General features: G+C 50.4%; 20 protein-coding genes. 6 read left to right on the top strand and 14 right to left on the bottom strand.

The genetic code is table 11. The features are described from left to right. Positions 1-165: 165 nt before the first annotated feature. The 3 genes from LKD70_RS10150 (at position 166) to LKD70_RS10160 (ending at position 2,724) form a co-directional block, all read left to right on the top strand. Positions 166-1,323: a PucR family transcriptional regulator gene (locus LKD70_RS10150; RefSeq protein WP_227707918.1), complete on the top strand. Its 1,158-nt coding sequence runs from the start codon at positions 166-168 to the stop codon at positions 1,321-1,323. A gap of 51 nt (positions 1,324-1,374) precedes the next feature. Beyond that, positions 1,375-2,259 (top strand): LysR family transcriptional regulator, encoded by an 885-nt coding sequence (locus LKD70_RS10155; protein WP_227707919.1) that lies wholly within the window; start codon positions 1,375-1,377, stop codon positions 2,257-2,259. A gap of 96 nt (positions 2,260-2,355) precedes the next feature. Continuing rightward, the gene (locus LKD70_RS10160; protein ID WP_227707920.1) at positions 2,356-2,724 is read left to right on the top strand and encodes a MerR family transcriptional regulator; all 369 of its coding nucleotides are present in this window, start codon (positions 2,356-2,358) and stop codon (positions 2,722-2,724) included. 153 nt (positions 2,725-2,877) lie between these two features. On the opposite strand, the gene LKD70_RS10165 is transcribed toward LKD70_RS10160, so the two are convergent. The 5 genes from LKD70_RS10165 to LKD70_RS10185 form a co-directional block, all read right to left on the bottom strand. Further along, complete coding sequence (locus LKD70_RS10165) at positions 2,878-4,782, bottom strand: bifunctional homocysteine S-methyltransferase/methylenetetrahydrofolate reductase (protein ID WP_227707921.1); 1,905 nt, start codon at positions 4,780-4,782, stop codon at positions 2,878-2,880. Positions 4,783-4,933: 151 nt separating this feature from the next. Next, the gene (locus tag LKD70_RS10170) at positions 4,934-5,326 is read right to left on the bottom strand and encodes a hypothetical protein (protein WP_227707922.1); all 393 of its coding nucleotides are present in this window, start codon (positions 5,324-5,326) and stop codon (positions 4,934-4,936) included. A 3-nt stretch (positions 5,327-5,329) separates the two neighbouring features. Further along, the gene (locus LKD70_RS10175) at positions 5,330-5,656 is read right to left on the bottom strand and encodes a hypothetical protein (RefSeq protein WP_227707923.1); all 327 of its coding nucleotides are present in this window, start codon (positions 5,654-5,656) and stop codon (positions 5,330-5,332) included. Between the two features lie 17 nt (positions 5,657-5,673). After that, positions 5,674-6,210 carry a flavodoxin family protein gene (locus LKD70_RS10180; RefSeq protein ID WP_227707924.1) on the bottom strand — a complete coding sequence of 179 codons (537 nt, stop codon included), beginning with the start codon at positions 6,208-6,210 and terminating at the stop codon, positions 5,674-5,676. 185 nt (positions 6,211-6,395) lie between these two features. Next, the gene (locus LKD70_RS10185) at positions 6,396-7,523 is read right to left on the bottom strand and encodes a DUF4317 domain-containing protein (protein WP_227707925.1); all 1,128 of its coding nucleotides are present in this window, start codon (positions 7,521-7,523) and stop codon (positions 6,396-6,398) included. Positions 7,524-7,801: 278 nt separating this feature from the next. On the opposite strand from LKD70_RS10185, the gene LKD70_RS10190 reads away from it, so the two are divergent. Next, entirely contained in the window at positions 7,802-8,140 is a 339-nt protein-coding gene (locus LKD70_RS10190) for a PadR family transcriptional regulator (protein WP_227707926.1), read from the top strand. After that, on the top strand, positions 8,137-8,793 hold the full coding sequence (locus tag LKD70_RS10195) for a hypothetical protein (protein ID WP_227707927.1): 657 nt from the start codon (positions 8,137-8,139) through the stop codon (positions 8,791-8,793). The genes LKD70_RS10190 and LKD70_RS10195 overlap by 4 nt, the downstream gene beginning before the upstream one ends. Positions 8,794-8,870: 77 nt before the next feature. On the opposite strand, the gene pflA is transcribed toward LKD70_RS10195, so the two are convergent. Both pflA and pflB read right to left on the bottom strand, forming a co-directional pair. Next, complete coding sequence (pflA, locus tag LKD70_RS10200; protein ID WP_227707928.1) at positions 8,871-9,611, bottom strand: pyruvate formate-lyase-activating protein; 741 nt, start codon at positions 9,609-9,611, stop codon at positions 8,871-8,873. Positions 9,612-9,858: 247 nt separating this feature from the next. Continuing rightward, complete coding sequence (gene pflB / locus LKD70_RS10205) at positions 9,859-12,117, bottom strand: formate C-acetyltransferase (RefSeq protein WP_227707929.1); 2,259 nt, start codon at positions 12,115-12,117, stop codon at positions 9,859-9,861. A 266-nt stretch (positions 12,118-12,383) separates the two neighbouring features. Between pflB and LKD70_RS10210 the strand changes: the two genes are divergently transcribed. Then, a complete protein-coding gene (locus LKD70_RS10210; protein ID WP_227707930.1) occupies positions 12,384-12,872 on the top strand; it encodes a GNAT family N-acetyltransferase in 489 nt (162 codons plus the stop codon). Between the two features lie 163 nt (positions 12,873-13,035). On the opposite strand, the gene LKD70_RS10215 is transcribed toward LKD70_RS10210, so the two are convergent. The 7 genes from LKD70_RS10215 to LKD70_RS10245 all read right to left on the bottom strand — a co-directional run bounded on the left by LKD70_RS10215 (position 13,036) and on the right by LKD70_RS10245 (position 19,405). Continuing rightward, positions 13,036-14,451: a L,D-transpeptidase family protein gene (locus tag LKD70_RS10215; RefSeq protein WP_227707931.1), complete on the bottom strand. Its 1,416-nt coding sequence runs from the start codon at positions 14,449-14,451 to the stop codon at positions 13,036-13,038. Positions 14,452-14,496: 45 nt separating this feature from the next. Continuing rightward, positions 14,497-15,114 (bottom strand): cytidylate kinase-like family protein, encoded by a 618-nt coding sequence (locus LKD70_RS10220; RefSeq protein ID WP_227707932.1) that lies wholly within the window; start codon positions 15,112-15,114, stop codon positions 14,497-14,499. A 64-nt stretch (positions 15,115-15,178) separates the two neighbouring features. Continuing rightward, complete coding sequence (locus tag LKD70_RS10225; RefSeq protein ID WP_227707933.1) at positions 15,179-15,889, bottom strand: ABC transporter ATP-binding protein; 711 nt, start codon at positions 15,887-15,889, stop codon at positions 15,179-15,181. 13 nt (positions 15,890-15,902) lie between these two features. Then, a complete protein-coding gene (locus LKD70_RS10230) occupies positions 15,903-16,661 on the bottom strand; it encodes an ABC transporter ATP-binding protein (protein WP_227707934.1) in 759 nt (252 codons plus the stop codon). Continuing rightward, positions 16,661-17,722, bottom strand: coding sequence for a branched-chain amino acid ABC transporter permease (locus tag LKD70_RS10235; RefSeq protein WP_227707987.1), 1,062 nt, complete (start codon positions 17,720-17,722; stop codon positions 16,661-16,663). The genes LKD70_RS10230 and LKD70_RS10235 overlap by 1 nt, the downstream gene beginning before the upstream one ends. 9 nt (positions 17,723-17,731) lie before the next feature. Continuing rightward, positions 17,732-18,616: a branched-chain amino acid ABC transporter permease gene (locus LKD70_RS10240; protein WP_227707935.1), complete on the bottom strand. Its 885-nt coding sequence runs from the start codon at positions 18,614-18,616 to the stop codon at positions 17,732-17,734. Positions 18,617-18,769: 153 nt separating this feature from the next. After that, positions 18,770-19,405: a cytidylate kinase-like family protein gene (locus LKD70_RS10245; RefSeq protein ID WP_227707936.1), complete on the bottom strand. Its 636-nt coding sequence runs from the start codon at positions 19,403-19,405 to the stop codon at positions 18,770-18,772. Positions 19,406-19,479: the final 74 nt, after the last annotated feature.

Genomic DNA, 19,479 nt, shown 5'->3' on the forward strand with positions numbered 1-19,479 from the left:
CATATATATACATAATATTGTATATAATATCAATTTTCACATAGTCTGTCTTTGTTCCCGTCAACAATTCAGCACGCTGTTTTTTGTAAAATTTACAATTCATATTGCATTATCCGCAATATATATTATAATTTACACAAACAGCCAGATGCAAAGGAGACTTTCATGAATCAGATCACGGTTTCCGATATTTTGAATCTCGACATTATGAAAGGGGCACGCATCGCCGCCGGGAAAAGCGGTCTCTCCCGGGAAGTCAGATATGTAAATGTCTACGACAACCCGTTCAGCGAATCCGATCAGAACGTGGCCCTTTTTCCGAATGATGTGTATCTTTCCTTTCTGTATTACGGTCAGGATAATCCGGAGTATCTCGATTACTTTTTCCGCCTGCTCGTAAAAAGCAGTGCCTCCGCACTGATCGTATTTGATGAATATTTTAAAGAACTGCCTGAAGAGATGACCAGACAGTTTGACCGTGCCGGCCTGCCGCTGATCTTTATCGATTACAGAACGCCGTACTCCCTGATTATCTCCGCCATCATTGAATATCATGTTCACGTGGAACAGCGGAAAAGCATCGAGGACAAACTGACCGCCATCGCGGGACATACAATCTCGGACAGTGAAAAAAGACAGCTGATCTCCAGCCTGAATCCTAATTTTCAGAAAAATATCACGGTACTGTTCGCTTTCGACAGAGCGTCCGGCTCAGACTCAGGCATGAGGCTGCACAATCTGTGTACTGCGGTCGTTCACGATCTGCGTTTCTATGCAGCCGAGTACCGAAAAGGAGTTCTCGTTATCCTCTCCTGCAGCGACAGCCGGCTTCCGGAAATGGAAAGTTCTGTGCGCTCCATGACAAACCTGATCCGGCAGTATCTTCCGGGAGCATCCGTGGGCATCAGCGACACCTGTCCTCTGTCCGCTCTTGGCACGGCGATCTCGCAGAGCTATTCCGCTCTGGTATCCGGCATGGCGTCCGCGGGAAGCGCCGCGTACTACCGGCAGCTCGGCGTCGCCCGCATTCTGGTTGATCTGGAGGGAAGCCCGGCTCTGGAAGCATTTTACAGAGACATCACGGACCCGCTTCTCCAATTCGACCAGGAAACCGGCGGCTGTCTTTTCGACACCCTTCTCCGGTTTGCAGAACATGATATGGACTATAAGAAGACGGCGGCCGCCATGTCCGTCCATGAAAATACAATCCGCTACCGGATGAACAAAATAAAGGAGCTCACTCCCTTCGGAATCAGCGATACCGATTTTTATGAGACAGTCTCTGTTACATTCAAAATACACAGAATGAAAACATTCGGATAATAATTTTTCAATATCCACTGATTTTAACAATCCGTTTACAAGGAGAAAACTATGGAACTTCGCGTACTTAAATATTTTCTCATGGTCGCGCGCGAGGAAAATATCACCCGCGCCGCCGAACTTCTCCATATCACACAGCCAACTCTGTCGAGGCAGCTCATCCAGCTTGAGGAAGATCTCGGCGTGAAGCTGTTTCACCGCAGCAGACACCGCATCGTCCTTACCGAAGAAGGAATGCTCCTTCGCCGCCGGGCCGAAGAGATCGTCTCTCTCTCAGAGAAAACCGTAGAGGACATCCGCCACAAAACCGGGGAACTTACGGGTAAAATCACCATCGGAAGCGGCGAGTTCAAGACATCCCGTTTTCTCGCAGAGCTGATCGCCTCCTTTCACGAGAAGCATCCCCAGGTGACTTTTGAGCTTTACAGCGGAAACGCGGACAATATCAAGGAGAGGATCGATCAGGGGCTTCTTGACATCGGCCTTCTCATAGAACCGGTAGATATCTCGAAATACAACTTTGTGCGCACGCCATTCAAAGAGACATGGGGAGTCCTTGTCAGCGAAACCTCTTCCCTTGCGTCCCTGGAAGAAGTGACACCGGAAGAACTCGCCCGTTTTCCGGTCATCATGACGCAGCGAAAAGTCCTTCAGAATGAGGTGCTGAACTGGTTCGGTGACTACGCGGATCAGATCCGCAGCACTGCGACAGGCAATCTTCTCTACAACATGGCGGCTCTCGCCAGATGCGGCCTGGGCGGTGTCATCACCCTGCAGATGAACTCCTCCTACGAGGGGCTGAAATTCATTCCATTCCAGCCTGCTCTGGAGTCCGGCACGGTTCTGGTCTGGAAGAAGGCCCAGGTTTTCTCCAAAGCAGGCAGTGCCTTTATCAGCTACGCGAAAGAATATCTTTCAGGCATATCCGGCGATTGAATATAAGCATTAGACTTCTCCCGGTTCGTGGGCTAAAATAGACTTGTCAGAAAACATACCCGTCAGAAAATGCCGGAGACCGGAAGGAGGGAGACAATGACAATCGATGAGGCAAGCAGACGATACAATATTCCGCTTGATATTCTCCATGAGTACGAGAGCTGGGGGCTGTGCGGAGCCGTAAAAAAAATGATGGGCGCCTGGCAGTACGACGACACAGATCTGGAACGCCTGAGCCTGATTATGACGCTGCACGATATCGGATTTGCGAATTCAGAGACCGAGACATATATGAAACTGCTCGTGGAAGACGAAGACGGCGGAGACCAGCGACTGAACATGCTGGAACAGAAGAGGAAAGGGATTCTCGACGAGATCCATTTCCGTGAAAAACAGCTCAACCACCTTGATTATCTGCGGTACAGCATCCGCAAAGGACAGAGACAGACCACAGAACAAGAATAAACTCCAGAACCAAAGCAGACTTTGAAAGAGCATTGACGGTAAGCAGGCCGGCCGCGGAAGTGCATATAAAACATGCAGTTACGCGGCCGGTTTTTCTTGTATTTCTTTTCACTATTTGTCGGGAATTTATCGGAAATGTTCCTTCCCGAAGTTTCAGGGCTTCAGCTTCTCCAGTATCTCCGCGATCATATCCGCGCGGTTGAACGGCACCATAAAGTAGTATCCGTCTGCCACATCTCTCAGTTGTTCCGCGATGCGGGCTGCGATACGCACTCCCGCCGCCTGGGCCTCCTCCCTGCTCATATCGCTCCGGTACTGTGCAATCACTTCATCAGGCACGTGAATGCCTGCGATCTCGTTTTTCATAAAAAGCGCATTGCGGTAGCTGACAAGCGGCATGATCCCGCACAGAATCTTTGTGTCAATCCTGCTCTTTATGTATCGTATTTTTTCGATATCCTCATCCGAATATATGGGCTGGGTCAGGAAAAAGGATGCCCCTGCCTGACACTTTTTCTCCATCCGCCGGATCTCCGCGTCAATATTTTTTCTTCCGTAATTAAGCGCGCCGCCGTAGGCAACCGGATCTTCGGAAAAATACTCCCGGTTCATCTGCCGCACATAGTTCATCAGTGTAACCGAATTGTAGTCAAAAACCGGCTTCATGCTCCCCCTGTCTCCCGAAGGCACCGGATCTCCCGTCACAAAGAGGAAGTTTCGTATCCCGTTCATGTATGCCCCCAGTATCTCAGCGCCCATACCGATGGCGTTTCTGTCACGGCACGCCATATGAGGCATTGTTTCGATCTGCAGCTCTCCGGCGGTCTTGATCGCTGACGTCACAGAGGACGCCCTCATCTTTCCCATGGGCGAGTCAGAAAACGTGATCATCTCGACTCCAGCCTCTTTTAGCCGGGCTGCAGCGGCAGACATCTTCCTGTCATTTCCGTCGAACGGTGGATCCAGCTCCGCTATAATCACCTTTTCCCCGGAATAAAGTTTCCGGATAAACGGGTTGTTGTCGTAACGTATCTCAGATTCCGCTCTCTGTTCCGGGCGGTCCGAGAGTCTCCGCGCAACCGGCCTGTTTCCTGCAGCCGCTTTCAGCTTTCTGATATAGGACGGGTTTGTGCCGCAGCATCCGCCGATGATGTTCACCCCGAGATCCGCTATCTCCTTTGCGGAGGCGCAGAAATATCCGGAATTATCCCGGTAGACCATCCGGTTTTCAATCCGGTCCGCATACCCCGCATTCGGAGCCGCCGATACGATCATATCTCCAAAGTTCTGGCGTTTCATAAGCCTGCACAGATGGGAGGGTCCGGTTCCGCAGTTGAAGCCGATTCCGTCGATCACGCTGCTCTCCTGTGCGGTTCTGATCAGATCTCTCATGCTGCTTCCAGAGCCCGTATAGCCGTACATATTGACGGAGAAACTCGCCATGACAAACGCATCGCTGTTCTCTTTTATCCACTCTGCTGCAGGAAGAATCCGGTCAAAATCAGAAAATGTCTCAAACCAGATCAGGCGGATTCCCGAATCAAGAAATGCCTTTGCGATTGTCCGGTACTCCCCGGCAATATCCGCATCCTTTTCCCCGTTTCGGTTCTTCTCCGGCACCGGACCGATATCCCCTGCAATGAGAATTTCCCGATCCGCCGGTTCTTCTCCTGCATGATCTGCCGTTCCCTGCGCGTGCCGTGTCTCCGCGTTTTTCGCCGCAGACCGTGCAGCCTGTATCTCTGTGCTTTTCACCGCTGACTGCGCGATCAGGCAGGCCGCCCGGACGTTTTCATATACTTTTGTGAGCTGATCCTCTCGTGCGATCTCCGGCAGTCGGTCGCCGAAGAGCGTTTCCGCATTGGAAGCGAAGCTGTTCGTTCTTATAATATCTGCTCCGGCCTCAATATACTCTCTGTGAATCGCTTTGATTCTCTCAGGTGCCGTCAGATTGTCAAGCTCAGGCGCCTTCTGCACGCCGTACTTTTCCCTGTAATATGTTCCGAGCGCCCCGTCCGTAACAAGACAGCGGGACTGAAATAAAGTATGTAAATCCATGTCGCAATTATCCTTCTTTTTGTTTTCCATCTGCCTGCTTTCTATCCGTACCGTAAAAAGGCGCAGATATCATACATCTGATAATAATTGCTTCCGGCTCATCTGTCAAACACTTCCTTGCAGAACCTGTCCTCCGAACATATTTTCCCTTTCACTTGCGCTTCGTCTGCCTGCTTCCCTGCCCCGTTCTCCTGAGGAGAATCACCCCGTAATGCGCCCCAAATATGAACAGCCCCATCATCGCCAGATAGTCTGTATAAAACAGCAGAACCGGTTCCCCGTAATCCAGAAACACGAACTCTGACTGCAGAAACATATATGTCAGCATATCCCGCCTGATAAACGCGGTAAGTCCGTACACCGCGATTACCGCTCCCAGAAGCATGGGAATGATTCGGCCTGCCGGGGAACTGTTCTTCATCTTCATCTTTGTCTTTCGTGTTTTTTCCTCCGTCTTCTCTGCCATGGAGGTAAATATGCCCCAATGCATCCCCAGGTGAATCGCCATCAGCACAAATCCCCAGTGAGACGCCGCCATATGCATCAGTCAGGCCGCGGACATGCCTCCGTGAATCGGAAGGAAGCGGAACACATGGCTGGAAAGGGTCACCCCGCTTACCATCAGGCAGAGCATTGCCGCAAGTAGAAAAATATCTGTTACTGCCTGAAAGAGGCGGACCGCCGTATACTTCCCTCTGAACAGACTTTTGTACCATCCTCTGTTCAGGACATGGTGCACAATAAAAAGGAGAAACATCCCTGCGCCCGCCCACTCGTGCGCCGCCCCGTCCCAGAACTGATATCCCATCATAAATAAAAGGCATAAGGTCATAAGAATATCGACACCGGTTTTTACTGCTCTTTTCTTCTTCATTGGCCCTTTTCTTCCCGCTATTTCAAAGATTTTCCGAGTTCATACGCTTCTTTCATGTACCTCGAACGCTGCGTCATCCCCGGCGTGCCGCAGCCCCTTCCCCAGACCGCCCCCATATCCTGCAGGTTCAGATACTTCACAAGTGTCCGGTAATGCGCTTCCAGCGCGTCAAACGTCCAGTCATCACTGTTCCACGCCGCCGAGATCATCGCGGATTTCATCCCCCTGCGCTGTATGCTGCTGTTGAACGCACAGAACCGGTCAACCAGTATTTTGAGCTGGGCTGACATGCCGTAGTAATAAAGCGGCGTCACAAAAACCACCATATCTGCATCCAGTATCCTGCCTCTTATCTTTTCCATATCATCCTTCTGCACACACGGCCCTTCATATCCGCAGTGAATGCACCCGGTACACGGATGGATGTCAAGATGTGCCGCATCCACAACATCAGCCGTATGTCCGGCCTCCTCAGCGCCCCGGCAGAACTGCTCTGCCAGCATGTTCGATGACCCGTTTCTGTTGGGACTTCCTTCCAGTATAATTATTTTCATTTTACATCTTCTCCTCCCGTTTTTGCTTCAGGCTGATTTCCTGTATTCTTTCCTGTATTTTTACTATACTTCTGAATTTCACCGCGCACAAATACTTATCCTGCATGAAAAAGTATTCAAAAAAGCTATGAAAAAAACCCTTTCCCGATCAGGCATGTATGTCTGCCCCTCAGGAAAGAGTTTTCTTATTTCATCGTCCTCACGTTGATTCCGTTTACTTCGATATGATCATCCACCGGAATTACAAGGCACTGACGCCCGTCAATCATTCTTGTCTCCACGAGATCCGCCCTGTCGGGATTCACTTTGATCACAATATCAGGCGTCTCGATGTTGAATTTTTTCGTCTCTGCAATATTTGTGGCAAGAAGTGATCCCTTCTCTCCCACGTTTGTCTCAAAGTTCCGGTCGAAATTCTCCATCTTCTGCGCGTCCACTCCGCTCTGCTCAAACACCTTTCTCATCTCTGTCACGTCAAGTGAAAGCGGTTCCGGCTCCTCTTTGTGCTCCTCGATCAGATCGTTTAACGTCTCGTGGATATTGCGTACTGTCTCGTAGTCTCCGTCCTCTCCAAGTGTGTCCTCGATCATCATCTGGAATGACTCCTTCTGTGTGTCCGCGGACATCGGCATTCTGGCACCGAGAAGCTGGTCGATCATCTCCGGCTGAAGGTCCTCTGATTTTTTTGTATAATAAAGGACACTGTGCAGATCCGTCCCCCTGTCATTGAATGCAGGAAACAGAAAGCCCTTGTCCGGCATATCCACAATCCAGTCCCTCACTCTGTCCTCGATCCGGTTGTCCTGCGCATTATAACACAGTCCTGCCTTTGACAGAGAGACAGGGCAGATGCTCATAAGCAGATATTCATACACTTCATCCGACGCGTCGAACATCTCAAGCCCGTCGGTTGATTTTCCCGGGATATCGTACATGGCATGAATCAGGACAATATAGTAGTTCTCCGCGTACTCATATGTAGCGATCACCTTGTCATAAAACTCTTCCAGAAGCATATCGTCCTGCAGTTTGCTGTCTCTGAGTTTTAAAAGAAACTCCTGAGTTCCTCCCGGCATCTCAGCGTCCAGCGGGAACTCCAGATTCAGCATATTTTTCCCGACCGTCCCGGAAAGTGTTTTCTTGAATATATCAAAATATTTGAACGCTTCCTCCTCCGGCAGGGAAAGGAATGCATCCTTTGACTCCACAACTTTCGTCTTCTCATGATCCACATAGCATCCGCAGATCCGTGTAATCGCGCAGTTTGCAGGTGTGAACTGCTTGCGTATCTCAAGTATTTCCTTCTTATTCATATCTATAATCCGCCTCGCTTTCATTTTTAACTGTCAGCATCGGTGTAAAAGGGGCAATACACCAATGTCACTATCATACCGTATAACCGGTTCAAAGTCAAAGACCTCTCTTTAAACCTCTTTAAGCCTTTCCTGTTGACATCGCAGCTCTCTTGCATTACAATATAGTTAGCTACTATGTTTTGCAAGATAGCAAATGGTTAAGAAAGCAAAACAGCGGGAAAACAAAATAGCAAAAATGCAAAATAGCGAGAAGTAAACAGCAGGAGGAAGAAAACGTGATTCCGTCACAGATGCTTAAAGGTACGCTTGAGGGCTGTGTTCTGGCCATCATCAGTAAGGAAGAAACTTACGGATACGAGATATCCGAACAGCTCATGGAATATGGTTTCGGCAAAATCACAGAGGGAACGATCTATCCGCTGCTCCTTCGTCTCGAGAAAAACGAACTGATCAGCGCAACTTACAAAGCATCAGAACTTGGCCCCAGAAGAAAGTATTATAAACTGACAGAGAAAGGAAACGATGCCCTGGAAGATTTCTTTCAAAGCTATCGTGAACTGTCAGACGCCGTAAATCATCTGATGCGGGATATGCAGGGAGGGATACAGAAATGAGCAGAAGAACAAAACTTTTACTGAAGGAAAATAACGAGGCAGAAAACCGGATTCAGAATGAAGAGAATGAATCCATACTGACAGATATCACTGTATATATCCGCTCTTCAAACATCAATTCCTATTATCAGGAAACCGTGCGCCGGGATATCCTGGAAATGATTGCCGACGGCGAAAAGAGAGGCGAAACAGCCCGGGAAATCATCGGGGATGATTATAAACTGTTCTGCGATAATGTCATTGCGGAGCTTCCGCGGCAGAGCAGAAAGGAGCAGATCCTGTCATCACTGCGGGACGTCCTGCCTTCCGCTGACATACTGCTCCTTATCTGGCTTGGTTTTCAACTGGTTTCGCAGGTAAACAGCACAGATCCGACGCTTTACTTTACAGTTACAGCCGGAAATATATTCTGTGCCATCCTGTGTATTGCAGGCGCTTTCTGCGTCGTTCACGCAATCTGCAGAAATGCGTTTGACACCGCTGCTGTCTCGGGCAAAACTGTCTTTTTCACCGTATTTGCCCTGCTGCTGATATGCATATGCGCCAATGTCTTTCTCCCGTTCCCGCTCCTTCGGGTTCACGCACTCACTGCCGCGGGAGCGACTGCCGCTGTATTTGCCCTGTACAAAATACTCGATGCAAAGCTGGATTAATGCTGCAGGATTCTTCTGCTGCACGGTTTTGATGCTGCCGGATTCTGTTACTGCATAGCTTTTGATGCTGCTGGATTCTAATGTCCCGGGAATTCAGCCGTGTGCAGAAGCCGGTTTGCATTCTCAACGCGCTCTTTTGACGGCGGCTCAATCCCCTGAAGAGGATAATCATATCCGAGTTCTTTCCACTTATATTCCCCAAAGGTATGATAAGGGAGCACCTCCACCTTTTTAACATTATTCAAGTTTCTTATGAAATCATATAATTTCTTCAACCACTCATCACTGTCACTTCTCTCCGGCACAAGGACATGCCGTATCCAGACCGGCTTGCCGATCTCGGACAGGTATCGGGCCATATCAAGAATATTACGGTTTGAACGGCCGGTGAGAATCCGGTGCTGTTCCTCATCGATGTGTTTGATATCCACAAGCAGAAGATCCGTGTATCTCATCAGCTCATTGAATTTGCCGAAAAAAGGCTCCTCCCGGGTAAACGGCGCGCCGCTTGTGTCAATCGTCGTATGAATGCCCTGCTCTTTCGCTTTCTTAAACAGCTCAGTCATAAAATCCATCTGAAGAAGCGGTTCCCCGCCGCTTACCGTGATCCCTCCGCCATCTTTCCAGTACGCTTTATAGCGAAGCGCCTGCCTGAGCAGCTCATCCGCACTCTTTAACTCCCCCGCCTGCATGTTCCATGTATCCGGATTATGGCAGAACTGACAGCGCATCGGACAGCCGCTCACAAAAATAAGGAACCGGACACCGGGGCCGTCGACAGAGCCGAAACTCTCGGTAGAATGGATGTAGCCCTGCATATTTTCTCCTTTCGGGGACGTAGTGAAATTGAATCTGACTACGTCCCAAACTGTAGTATGCCCTGTCCCTTTTTAGAAATAGCCCTGTCCCCCATGAAAAACTGCACAAAAAAGTACTTGAAATACATGTTTTCCGAAAGCAAAAATTGTGCACTTTCCCACAGGGGACACACTGAATTCCAAAAAGGGACAGGGCTGTGTTCAAATGGGGACGTAGTCAAACTCAATTTCACTACGTCCCCGAAGATTACATTCTGTCGTGGCATGTCCTCGCAATCACGTCCATCTGCTGCTCTCTTGTCAGGTCGATGAACTTCACCGCATATCCGGACACGCGGATTGTAAAGTTTGCATACTCCTCTTTCTCCGGATGCTCCATCGCGTCGATCAGCTTCTCCGTGCCGAACACGTTCACATTCAGATGGTGCGCTCCCTGGTCGAAATAGCCGTCCATCACATGGACAAGGTTCGTCTTTCTCTCGTCGTCGTCATGTCCGAGCGCTCCCGGGCTGATCGTCTGTGTGTTGGAGATTCCGTCAAGCGCCTGCTCGTACGGAAGTTTCGCCACAGAGTTTAAGGAAGCAAGAAGTCCGTTCTTCTCCGCGCCGTAAGATGGGTTCGCACCCGGTGCCAGCGGCTCGCCCGCCTTTCTTCCGTCCGGAAGGGAACCTGTCGCCTTGCCGTACACCACGTTGGATGTGATCGTAAGGATAGATGTGGTCGGCTCAGAGTTTCTGTATGTGTGGCACTTCTTCAGCTTGCTCATGAATGTGCGCAGCAGCCACACTGCAATGTCGTCCGCACGGTCGTCGTCGTTTCCGTATCTCGGAAAATCTCCCTCCACATCGAATCCGGTTGCCACGCCGTCCTCATCGCGGATCACTTTCACTTTCGCGTACTTGATCGCGCTTAACGAGTCAACCACATGGGAGAATCCTGCGATTCCTGTCGCAAAGGTACGTCTCACATTTGTGTCGATGAGCGCCATCTCGGCAGCTTCGTAGTAATATTTGTCATGCATATAATGGATCATGTTCAGGGTGTCCACATACAGTTTGGACAGCCACTCCATCATCTGATCGTACTTCTCCATGACTTCATCAAAGTCAAGGTATTCGGACGTAATCGGACGGTACAGCGGGGACACCTGCTGTTTCGTCTTCTCATCCACACCACCGTTGATTGCGTACAGAAGGCATTTCGCCAGATTTGCGCGGGCTCCGAAGAACTGAATCTCCTTTCCCGTCTCTGTCGCGGATACACAGCAGCAGATAGAGTAGTCATCGCCCCATACCGGACGCATCACATCATCGTTCTCATACTGGATCGAGCTTGTCTTCACGGAAATATACGCCGCATATTTCTTGAAGTTCTCCGGCAAGTGGGAAGAATACAGCACCGTCAGGTTCGGTTCCGGCGACGGTCCCATGTTCTCCAGTGTGTGCAGGAAACGGTAATCATTCTTTGTCACCATGTGGCGTCCGTCCATTCCGATTCCCGCCATCTCAAGCGTCGCCCACACCGGGTCGCCGGAGAAGAGCTCATTGTAAGACGGAATTCTCGCGAATTTCACCATTCTGAACTTCATGACAATATGATCGATCAGCTCCTGCGCCTGCTCCTCTGTCAGGATTCCCTTCTCCATATCTCTCTGAATATAGATGTCAAGGAATGTGGAGATTCTTCCCACGCTCATCGCGGCGCCGTTCTGTGTCTTGATCGCTGCCAGATATCCGAAATAGAGCCACTGAACAGCTTCTTTCGCGTTTGTCGCCGGCTGTGAGATATCGAAGCCGTATGCGGCCGCCATCTCTTTCATCTCTTTTAAAGCGCGGATCTGGTCTGCGATCTCCTCGCGGAGACGGAAGTCGGTTCCCTTCATTCCGTGTCTCTCATACTCGATGAAATCAGACTCCTTTTTCTCGATCAGGAAGTCGATTCCGTACAGAGCCACGCGGCGGTAATCCCCTACAATACGTCCTCTCCCGTATGTGTCCGGAAGTCCTGTGATGATCTTGTTGTGACGCGCCTTCTTCATCTCCGGAGTGTAGATGTCAAACACTGCCTGATTGTGCGTCTTGTGATACTTTGTAAAAATCTCATGAAGCTTTTCGCTTGGAGTGTATCCGTATGTCGTACACGCCTGCTCCGCCATCTTGATTCCGCCGTAAGGCATAAACGCTCGCTTTAACGGCTTGTCTGTCTGAAGACCCACGACCTGTTCCAGGTCTTTCATGTCCTCATTGATATATCCCGGGCCGTACGCTGTCAGACCGGAAACCACCTCTGTCTCCATGTCAAGCACGCCGCCCTTTGCACGCTCCTCCTTCTGGAGCTTTGAAAGTTCTCCCCACAGCTTCTCAGTTGCCTCTGTCGGTCCTGCCAGAAATGACTCGTCTCCCTCGTACTGAGTGTAATTGTGCTGGATAAAATCGCGCACATTTACTTCCTCTTTCCAGAGATGGCCTTCAAAGCCTGCCCACTGGTCAAAATCTAATCTTGCCATTTGTAAACCTCCTCATGAACTCCTTGTTCTCGTCTTTGCGGTGTTAGTATATCATCGAAGTTTCAAAAAGGCAAGTGTTATTCTGATAACAGTTCTCATTTTTTACACTTGTATTTGTTTTTGTGCAATATTACTCATTTTCACAATATTTTGTATCCCAAAATCTCCCAGCTACATTTTATTGTAGATTGCGGTCTGTCATCCATTCTGTTATAATACTTCCGTATGTATACCTCTAAAGCTTTCAGGAAGGGGAATGTCAGAATATGAAAATCAGAAAGACAAGACCAGACGAGCTGGATCTGATTATGAAAATGTACGAAAACGCGCGCCTGTTCATGGCCGGTCACGGAAACCCCACCCAATGGGGGAACTCCTATCCGAAACGTACGCTGATCGCTGAAGACATTGAGTCCGGCTGTTCTTACGTCTGTGAAGAACACGGCAAGATCATCGCGACTTTTTTTTATAAAGAAGGCCCTGACGACACTTACCGCAGGATCTACGCCGGCCAGTGGCTGAATGAATCCCCGTACGCAGTCGTTCACCGCATCACATCCGACGGCACCGTGAAAGGAGCCGCTTCGTTCTGTCTGAACTGGGCTTTCTCCCAGTGCGGCAATCTCAAAATCGATACCCACAGAGACAACCGTGTCATGCAGCATCTCCTTGACAAAAACGGATTCAAATACTGCGGAACGATCTATACAGAAGACGGAAGCGAACGCATGGCTTTCCAGAAATCCGCCGGATAAAAGTTCAGGGGGAAGTCGGTTAATACCGAATTTTAACCCTGACACGCAGGAAAGAGACATTCCCAGAGAATTCGGATTTTTTAGGAACCGAATTTTCTGTTGGACTGTCTCTTTCTTTTTATTTCCCGATATCCCCCTGTTTTATTATCTTCTGCGCATCAGATCAGTAATGAATGACCACCGGAGTCCCCACTTCCACCTGGTTGTACAGCGCCGCGGCCTGATCCAGCGGCATATTGATACATCCGTGAGATCCTATGCCCGCAATCTGGTTAAGCGTACCGCCAAACGCTGACTGCCATATGGCATCGTGGAACCCGACGCCTTCCCAGGTCACACGCATCCAGTAGTCTACCGGCGTCCTGTAGGAAGGCTCACCCGTGGACGGATCGGTCGCCCCGATAAGAGTCTCGTCCAGACTCTTCTCGAGGATCGTGTAGACTCCCTCCGGAGTAATCATGTCAGCTGACGGATACCCTGTCACCACATCCGTCTCAAGGACAACGCTTCCGTCCACCACATACCACATGTGCTGAGCGCTTAAGTCAACGTCGATATATGTCGTGCCCCAGTCCGGCATATCGTGCGAAGCCGCCGTGCCTCCGATGTAATATTCCGGTTCCCTTGTCAGATTCTCCCCGTTTTGAATCGCGTTTATGATCACCTCGTACTCTGCATCCTCGTTGATGGACCAGCCGTACGTTCCGCCGGAAACTGTCGCGGATTTTCCCGACGGTGTGGTGAATGTTCTCGTTGTCCCAACCGTGTCATAGGTGTTTCCAAATTCCTCGAGCCACGCTCTGACGCCGGCTTCATCTATCACAACCTGCATCTGCTCGTCCGTGCGAAGCCATCCGGAGATAACCGACGCGTCGATCGTCACGTTTTCGGACATCGTATAGACGATACTTGCCTGGCAGTACTCGTTCATGAGGTCGCATGCCTCCTGCACTTCCGGGGAATCCTCCGTGTAAGCAGGGACCTGATAGCATCCTTCTTCCTCCAGATCCAGCGTCCCGGAAAGGCCCTCAACAGCCTGGGCAATCTTCTCATCAAGCACCTCGCGGTCCACAGCTGTGCCGTACTCTTCCGGCTGCACGACAAACTCCGTCCCGTCATACACCGGCTGCGCTGATACGGCAGGCGTCTGTTCCGCTGTCACAGCCTGCAGAGAATCGATCTCCTGCTGCAGTTTCTGCTCATCATATGTTACGCCCACATTGACCTTCTCATCACTTTTTATGAAAATAGAAGCCGGCCAGGCGAAACCGTTCTGACTCTCCAGCAGTTCTTCCAGCCCGGTTCCCTCTTCGTATTCCAGATCAATCTCATCCCCCGAAATCGTCTCCGATGCCCCGTCCAGTTCGTAAAGCGTCAGCTCATACTCATCCACACCCGCCATAAAAGCCTCTTCTGCCTGGTCAGCTGTTTTTCCGGAAAAGTTCTGCCCGTTGATCTGTGTATTAAACAGATAATGACTGTGAAAGTAAAACGCCATTCCCAGATAGATCAGCAGAAGCAGACATACGCAGCCCGCGGCCGCAAACAGAATCTTCTGTTTTTTACTGAACCTTGTCATTCCCCCGGTTTTTCTCCTGGTTTTCTTCATTTGTATCACCTGTCCTTAAAAACGAATCTTAAGATATGACTTGATCTCCTCCACACATTTCTCAAACCCGAGTTTTCCGCTGTTCAGACAGAGGTCATAGTTTCTCGCATCTGCCCACTCATGTCCGGTGTGATACCGATAAAAATCGCCCCGGTACTGATCCGTCTTTTCGATATATTTCTGCATCTCCTTCTCGGTCATGCTGTGGCGCTCCATTGACCGCTGAAGACAGAAGTCCCGGTCCGCATGGATAAACACGCTGGCAACGTTCGGATAATCTTTCAAAATAAAGTCCGCACATCTCCCGACAATGACACACGACTCTTTTTCCGCCAGTTCCTTGATCACCTTTGCCTGATAGTTAAACAGGTTGTCATCTGATGTAAACTCCTTATTTTCCGGCGGAATCAGTTCTCCCTGGTAAGGGCGGCTTAAAATTTTAAACCATCCCGCCCGGCGGATCTTCTCATCGGACATCCCGAAAAGCCGTTCATTGATCCCGCTGTCCTCGGACGCCATACGAAGAATCTCGCGGCTGTAGCAGCTGATTCCCAGATCTTTGGCGAGCATCGCACCGATCGTCTTTCCTCCGCTTCCGTACTGTCTCGAGATCGTAACCACTATATTCTTCATATCCACATTCCCCTCTTTTCAGTTCCTTTCCGGCTCCTGCACCGGATCTTTTTTGTCTTTTCCTCTACTCTCCCAGGTACGCCTTCTTGATGGAGTCATCCTCCAGCAGATTCTTTGCCGGTCCGTCCAGCACAATATTCCCGGTTTCCAAAACATACGCCCGGTCGGCGATAGAGAGTGCCTTCTTCGCATTCTGCTCCACAAGAAGAACGGTCATTCCGCTCTCACTCACAGAACGGATAATGTCAAAGATTTCATTTACAAAAATCGGAGACAGACCCATGGACGGCTCGTCCAGAAGCAGAAGCTTCGGTTTTGACATCAGCGCCCGCCCCATGGCGAGCATCTGCTGTTCCCCGCCGCTTAACGTTCCTGCAAGCTGGTTCTTTCTTTCCTCCAGCCGGGGGAATCGTTTATACACGCTTCTTAAGCTCTCCTCAATCTCCTGCCTGTCCTTTCTCGTGTAGGCTCCCATCTTCAGGTTCTCGTACACACTGAGCTGGGCAAACACGCGCCTCCCCTCCGGCACATGGGCCATTCCCATGGACACGATCCTGTGTGCCGGAACCTTCGTGATATCCTCTCCCTCAAAGATCACCTGCCCGCTCTTCGGGGTGAGGAGCCCGGAGACTGTGTGAAGCGTTGTCGTTTTTCCCGCGCCGTTGGCGCCGATCAGCGCGATGACCTCTCCTTCATTTACCTCGAAAGAGATTCCTTTTATGGCCTGGATGACGCCGTAATACACCTCGAGATTTTTCACTTCAAGCATTGCCATAACCAGTCTCCTCCTATTCTCCAAGATACGCGGTGATTACCTGCGGGTCGTTCAGCACGTCCGATGTGGCTCCCTGGCAGAGCACCTCACCGAAGTTCAGCACAGTCAGCCTCTCGCAGATTCCGCTTACGAGTTTCATGTCATGTTCGATCAGAAGGACTGTCACATGGAATTTCTCACGCACAAAGCGGATCATATCCATCAGTTCCCCTGTCTCGTTCGGATTCATGCCCGCCGCGGGCTCGTCCAGAAGCAGAAGCTTCGGCTCCGTGGCCATGGCTCTGGCGATCTCCAGTCTTCTCTGCTGGCCGTAGGGTAGATTCGACGCGGTTGTCTGTGCGTATTTCTCCAGGTCAAACACTTTTAAAAGCTCCATGGCCTGCTCATCCATCTCCCGTTCCACCTTCCGGTAGCCGGGGAGCCTTAAAATCCCTTCTATCGTAGAATAGGGATGCTTGTTGTGAAGTCCGACCTTGACATTGTCAAGCACGCTCATCTGCTTGAAAAGACGGATATTCTGAAATGTCCTTGCGATTCCCGCCCGGTTGATCTCCGTCGTTTTCCTGCCCGTTATGTCTGTGCCGTCCAGAATAATCTTTCCCGCGTCCGGCTGATACACGCCGGTCAGAAGGTTAAATACCGTCGTCTTTCCCGCACCGTTTGGCCCGATCAGACCGTACAGCTCTTCCTTCTCGATCGAGATCTCAAAACTGTTCACTGCACGGAGACCGCCGAATGAAATCCCCAGATTTTTCACTTCCAGTAATGCCATTATCTTACAGCCTCCTTTTTCTTCTTCAGAAATGAGAAATGTCTCTCTCTCCACTCGATCGCTTTCGGCGCCCAGTTAAACAGCATCATAACGATCAGGACGATTGCGTAGATCAGCATACGGTAGTTTGACAGTCCTCTCAGCATCTCCGGAAGGAGTGTGAGCACCACCGCCGCGATGACCGATCCGCGGATGTTGCCGATGCCTCCGAGCACGACGAAGACGAGGATCATAATGGACTGATTGTAGCCGAAGTTGTTTGTCGTGGCAATCAGTGTGGACAGGTTGTGAGAGTAAAGCACACCTGCCGCTCCCGCCATTGCCGCGGATATGGTAAACGCCATAAGTTTGTATTTCGTCACATTGATTCCCACCGACTCTGCGGCAATCCGGTTGTCACGGATCGACATGATGGCCCTTCCGTCTCTGGAGTTGATCAGATTCGTGACAATAAACAGGGCAACCATAATGAGAATAAATCCCACGAAAAACGAAGAGTCCCTCGGTGTCCCCGTGATTCCCTGCGGGCCGCTTAAGATGACCATCCCGTCGTCCTTAAGGTTTAAGCTCATTGCCCCTTCCGTGGAGAAATGGAATCCGTCAGAGTCCTTGCCGATAAAGAGAACGTTCACAAGATTTTTGATGATCTCTCCGAAGGCAAGCGTGACGATCGCCAGGTAATCTCCTTTCAGCCGGAGCACCGGAATGCCGATCAGAAGGCCGAACACTGCAGCTGATGCAATCCCGATGAGAAGCGCCAGGAAAAACCTGAGCGGCGCAACCGTGATCACATCGCTCATGCACTTTGAAAAAAACGCGCTTGTAAACGCACCCACGCACATGAATCCCGCGTGACCAAGACTCAGCTCTCCGAGCACGCCCACAACAAGGTTTAAGGAAACTGCCATAATCACATAGACGCATACCGGCACCATAAGTCCCTCTACGAGATAGGAAATTCTGTCCATACTGATGAGCGACTGCATGATAAGAAAAGCTGCTGCCACCATTCCGTATGTAATCAGATTGCTTTTTGTATTTCTGCTCATTTTCTTCTGCATCTCACTCACCTACACTTTCTCCTGAATCTTTTTGCCTAAAAGTCCGGTAGGCTTGACAAGAAGCACGATAATCAGAACCGCAAACACAAGCGCGTCCGCCAGCTGGGACATAGTGTATGCCCTTCCGAGGATCTCAATAACGCCCAGAAGCAGTCCTCCGATAAACGCGCCCGGAATCGACCCGATGCCGCCGAAGACAGCTGCCACAAACGCCTTGATGCCCGGCATTGCCCCCGTATACGGAGTCAGGCTCGGATATGCAGAGCAGAGCAGAACGCCCGCCACTGCCGCCAGAGCGGAGCCGATCGCAAAAGTGAGGGCGATCGTCGCGTTGACGTTAATTCCCATAAGCTGCGCCGCGCCTTTGTCCTCCGACACGGCACGCATGGCCTGTCCCGGTTTCGATTTCTGCACAAACGTGATCAGCACTGCCATAATCACCAGGCAGACAACAATTGTGACAATAGTCACTCCCGATATGTTCATGGCTCCGTCTGCCAGGGTAATTCCTCCCCAGCTTACAACAGACGGAAACGTCTGTGTATTCGCTCCAAAAACAAGGAGCGCTGTGTTCTGCAGCAGATAACTGACTCCAATCGCCGTAATCAGCACCGCCAGAGAGGAGGATGCGTTTCTGAGCGGCTTGTAGGCAACCCGCTCGATCACAATTCCCAGCAGCGTACATACGATAATCGCTGCCGCGACAGCAATCACAGGGGATACCCCCGCCTGCGACATTCCGATAAACGCCACATAGGCGCCGATCATAATCACATCTCCGTGCGCAAAATTGAGCATCTTGGCGATACCGTACACCATCGTGTATCCAAGGGCAATAATCGCATATACGCTTCCAAGGCTCAGTCCGTTAATCAAATACGATATGAAGCTCATAACTCTTCCCCCATCTGATAAATTTACCTGTATGTCGGATAATTATAACACACAATGCGCAGACCGGGCAACTGCGTAATCAACAGAAAAGAAGACAGAAAAAGGCTTTCGGCCGCACACATCCTGCGTGTGCGGCCGAAACCCCTGCTTTTGTCAGATATTTCTGCTGTCCCACTTCCGGTAAATGGCCTCCAGAGCATCCACCACTCCGTCGATTCCGAGGAGGCTTGCATTGAACATCATGCTGTTCGCGTCAATGCCTCCCCACTCTCTCCCTGTGCGTGTCTCGTAATAGACCTTTCTCTCTCTGTCCGTCTTCTTTATCCTGTCAAGCGCCTGCTTTTCATCCAGCCTGTATAGTTTCATAATACGGCGCACCCGGTCGTCTCTGTACGCGTAGATAAAGGTATTGATGCAGTTGGAGTAATCTCCGAGGATGTAATCCGCGCACCGCCCGACAAATATGCCCGGACCGCTCTCCGCCAGTTTCCGGATGATTGCTGACTGTCTCTCAAACACTCTGTCCGTCAGCGGTTTCCCCGACTCATCGCTTGTCACAAACAGCCGGTATTCCAGGCTTCCCGCTGCGTATGCCGACAGAAACCTTCCCAGCACTGTCTCATCCACCTTGGTCGCGTCCTCATTGCTGATGCGAAGTTCCTGTGCCGCCATATGGATCAGGTTGTGATCGTAGAGCGGGATGTCAAGCCTTTCCGCCAGCCGGTTCCCGATCTCATGTCCGCCGCTTCCGAACTGCCTTCCGATTGTAATAATCGTATGTTGCATCATATCCTGTCACTCCTCTCCGCGGATCGCTGTAATGATAATTTGATTATATCATCATTTCGCATCATTTGGACAGT

Source organism: Ruminococcus turbiniformis (assembly GCF_020687545.1).
Classification (GTDB): domain Bacteria; phylum Bacillota; class Clostridia; order Lachnospirales; family Lachnospiraceae; genus Mediterraneibacter; species Mediterraneibacter turbiniformis.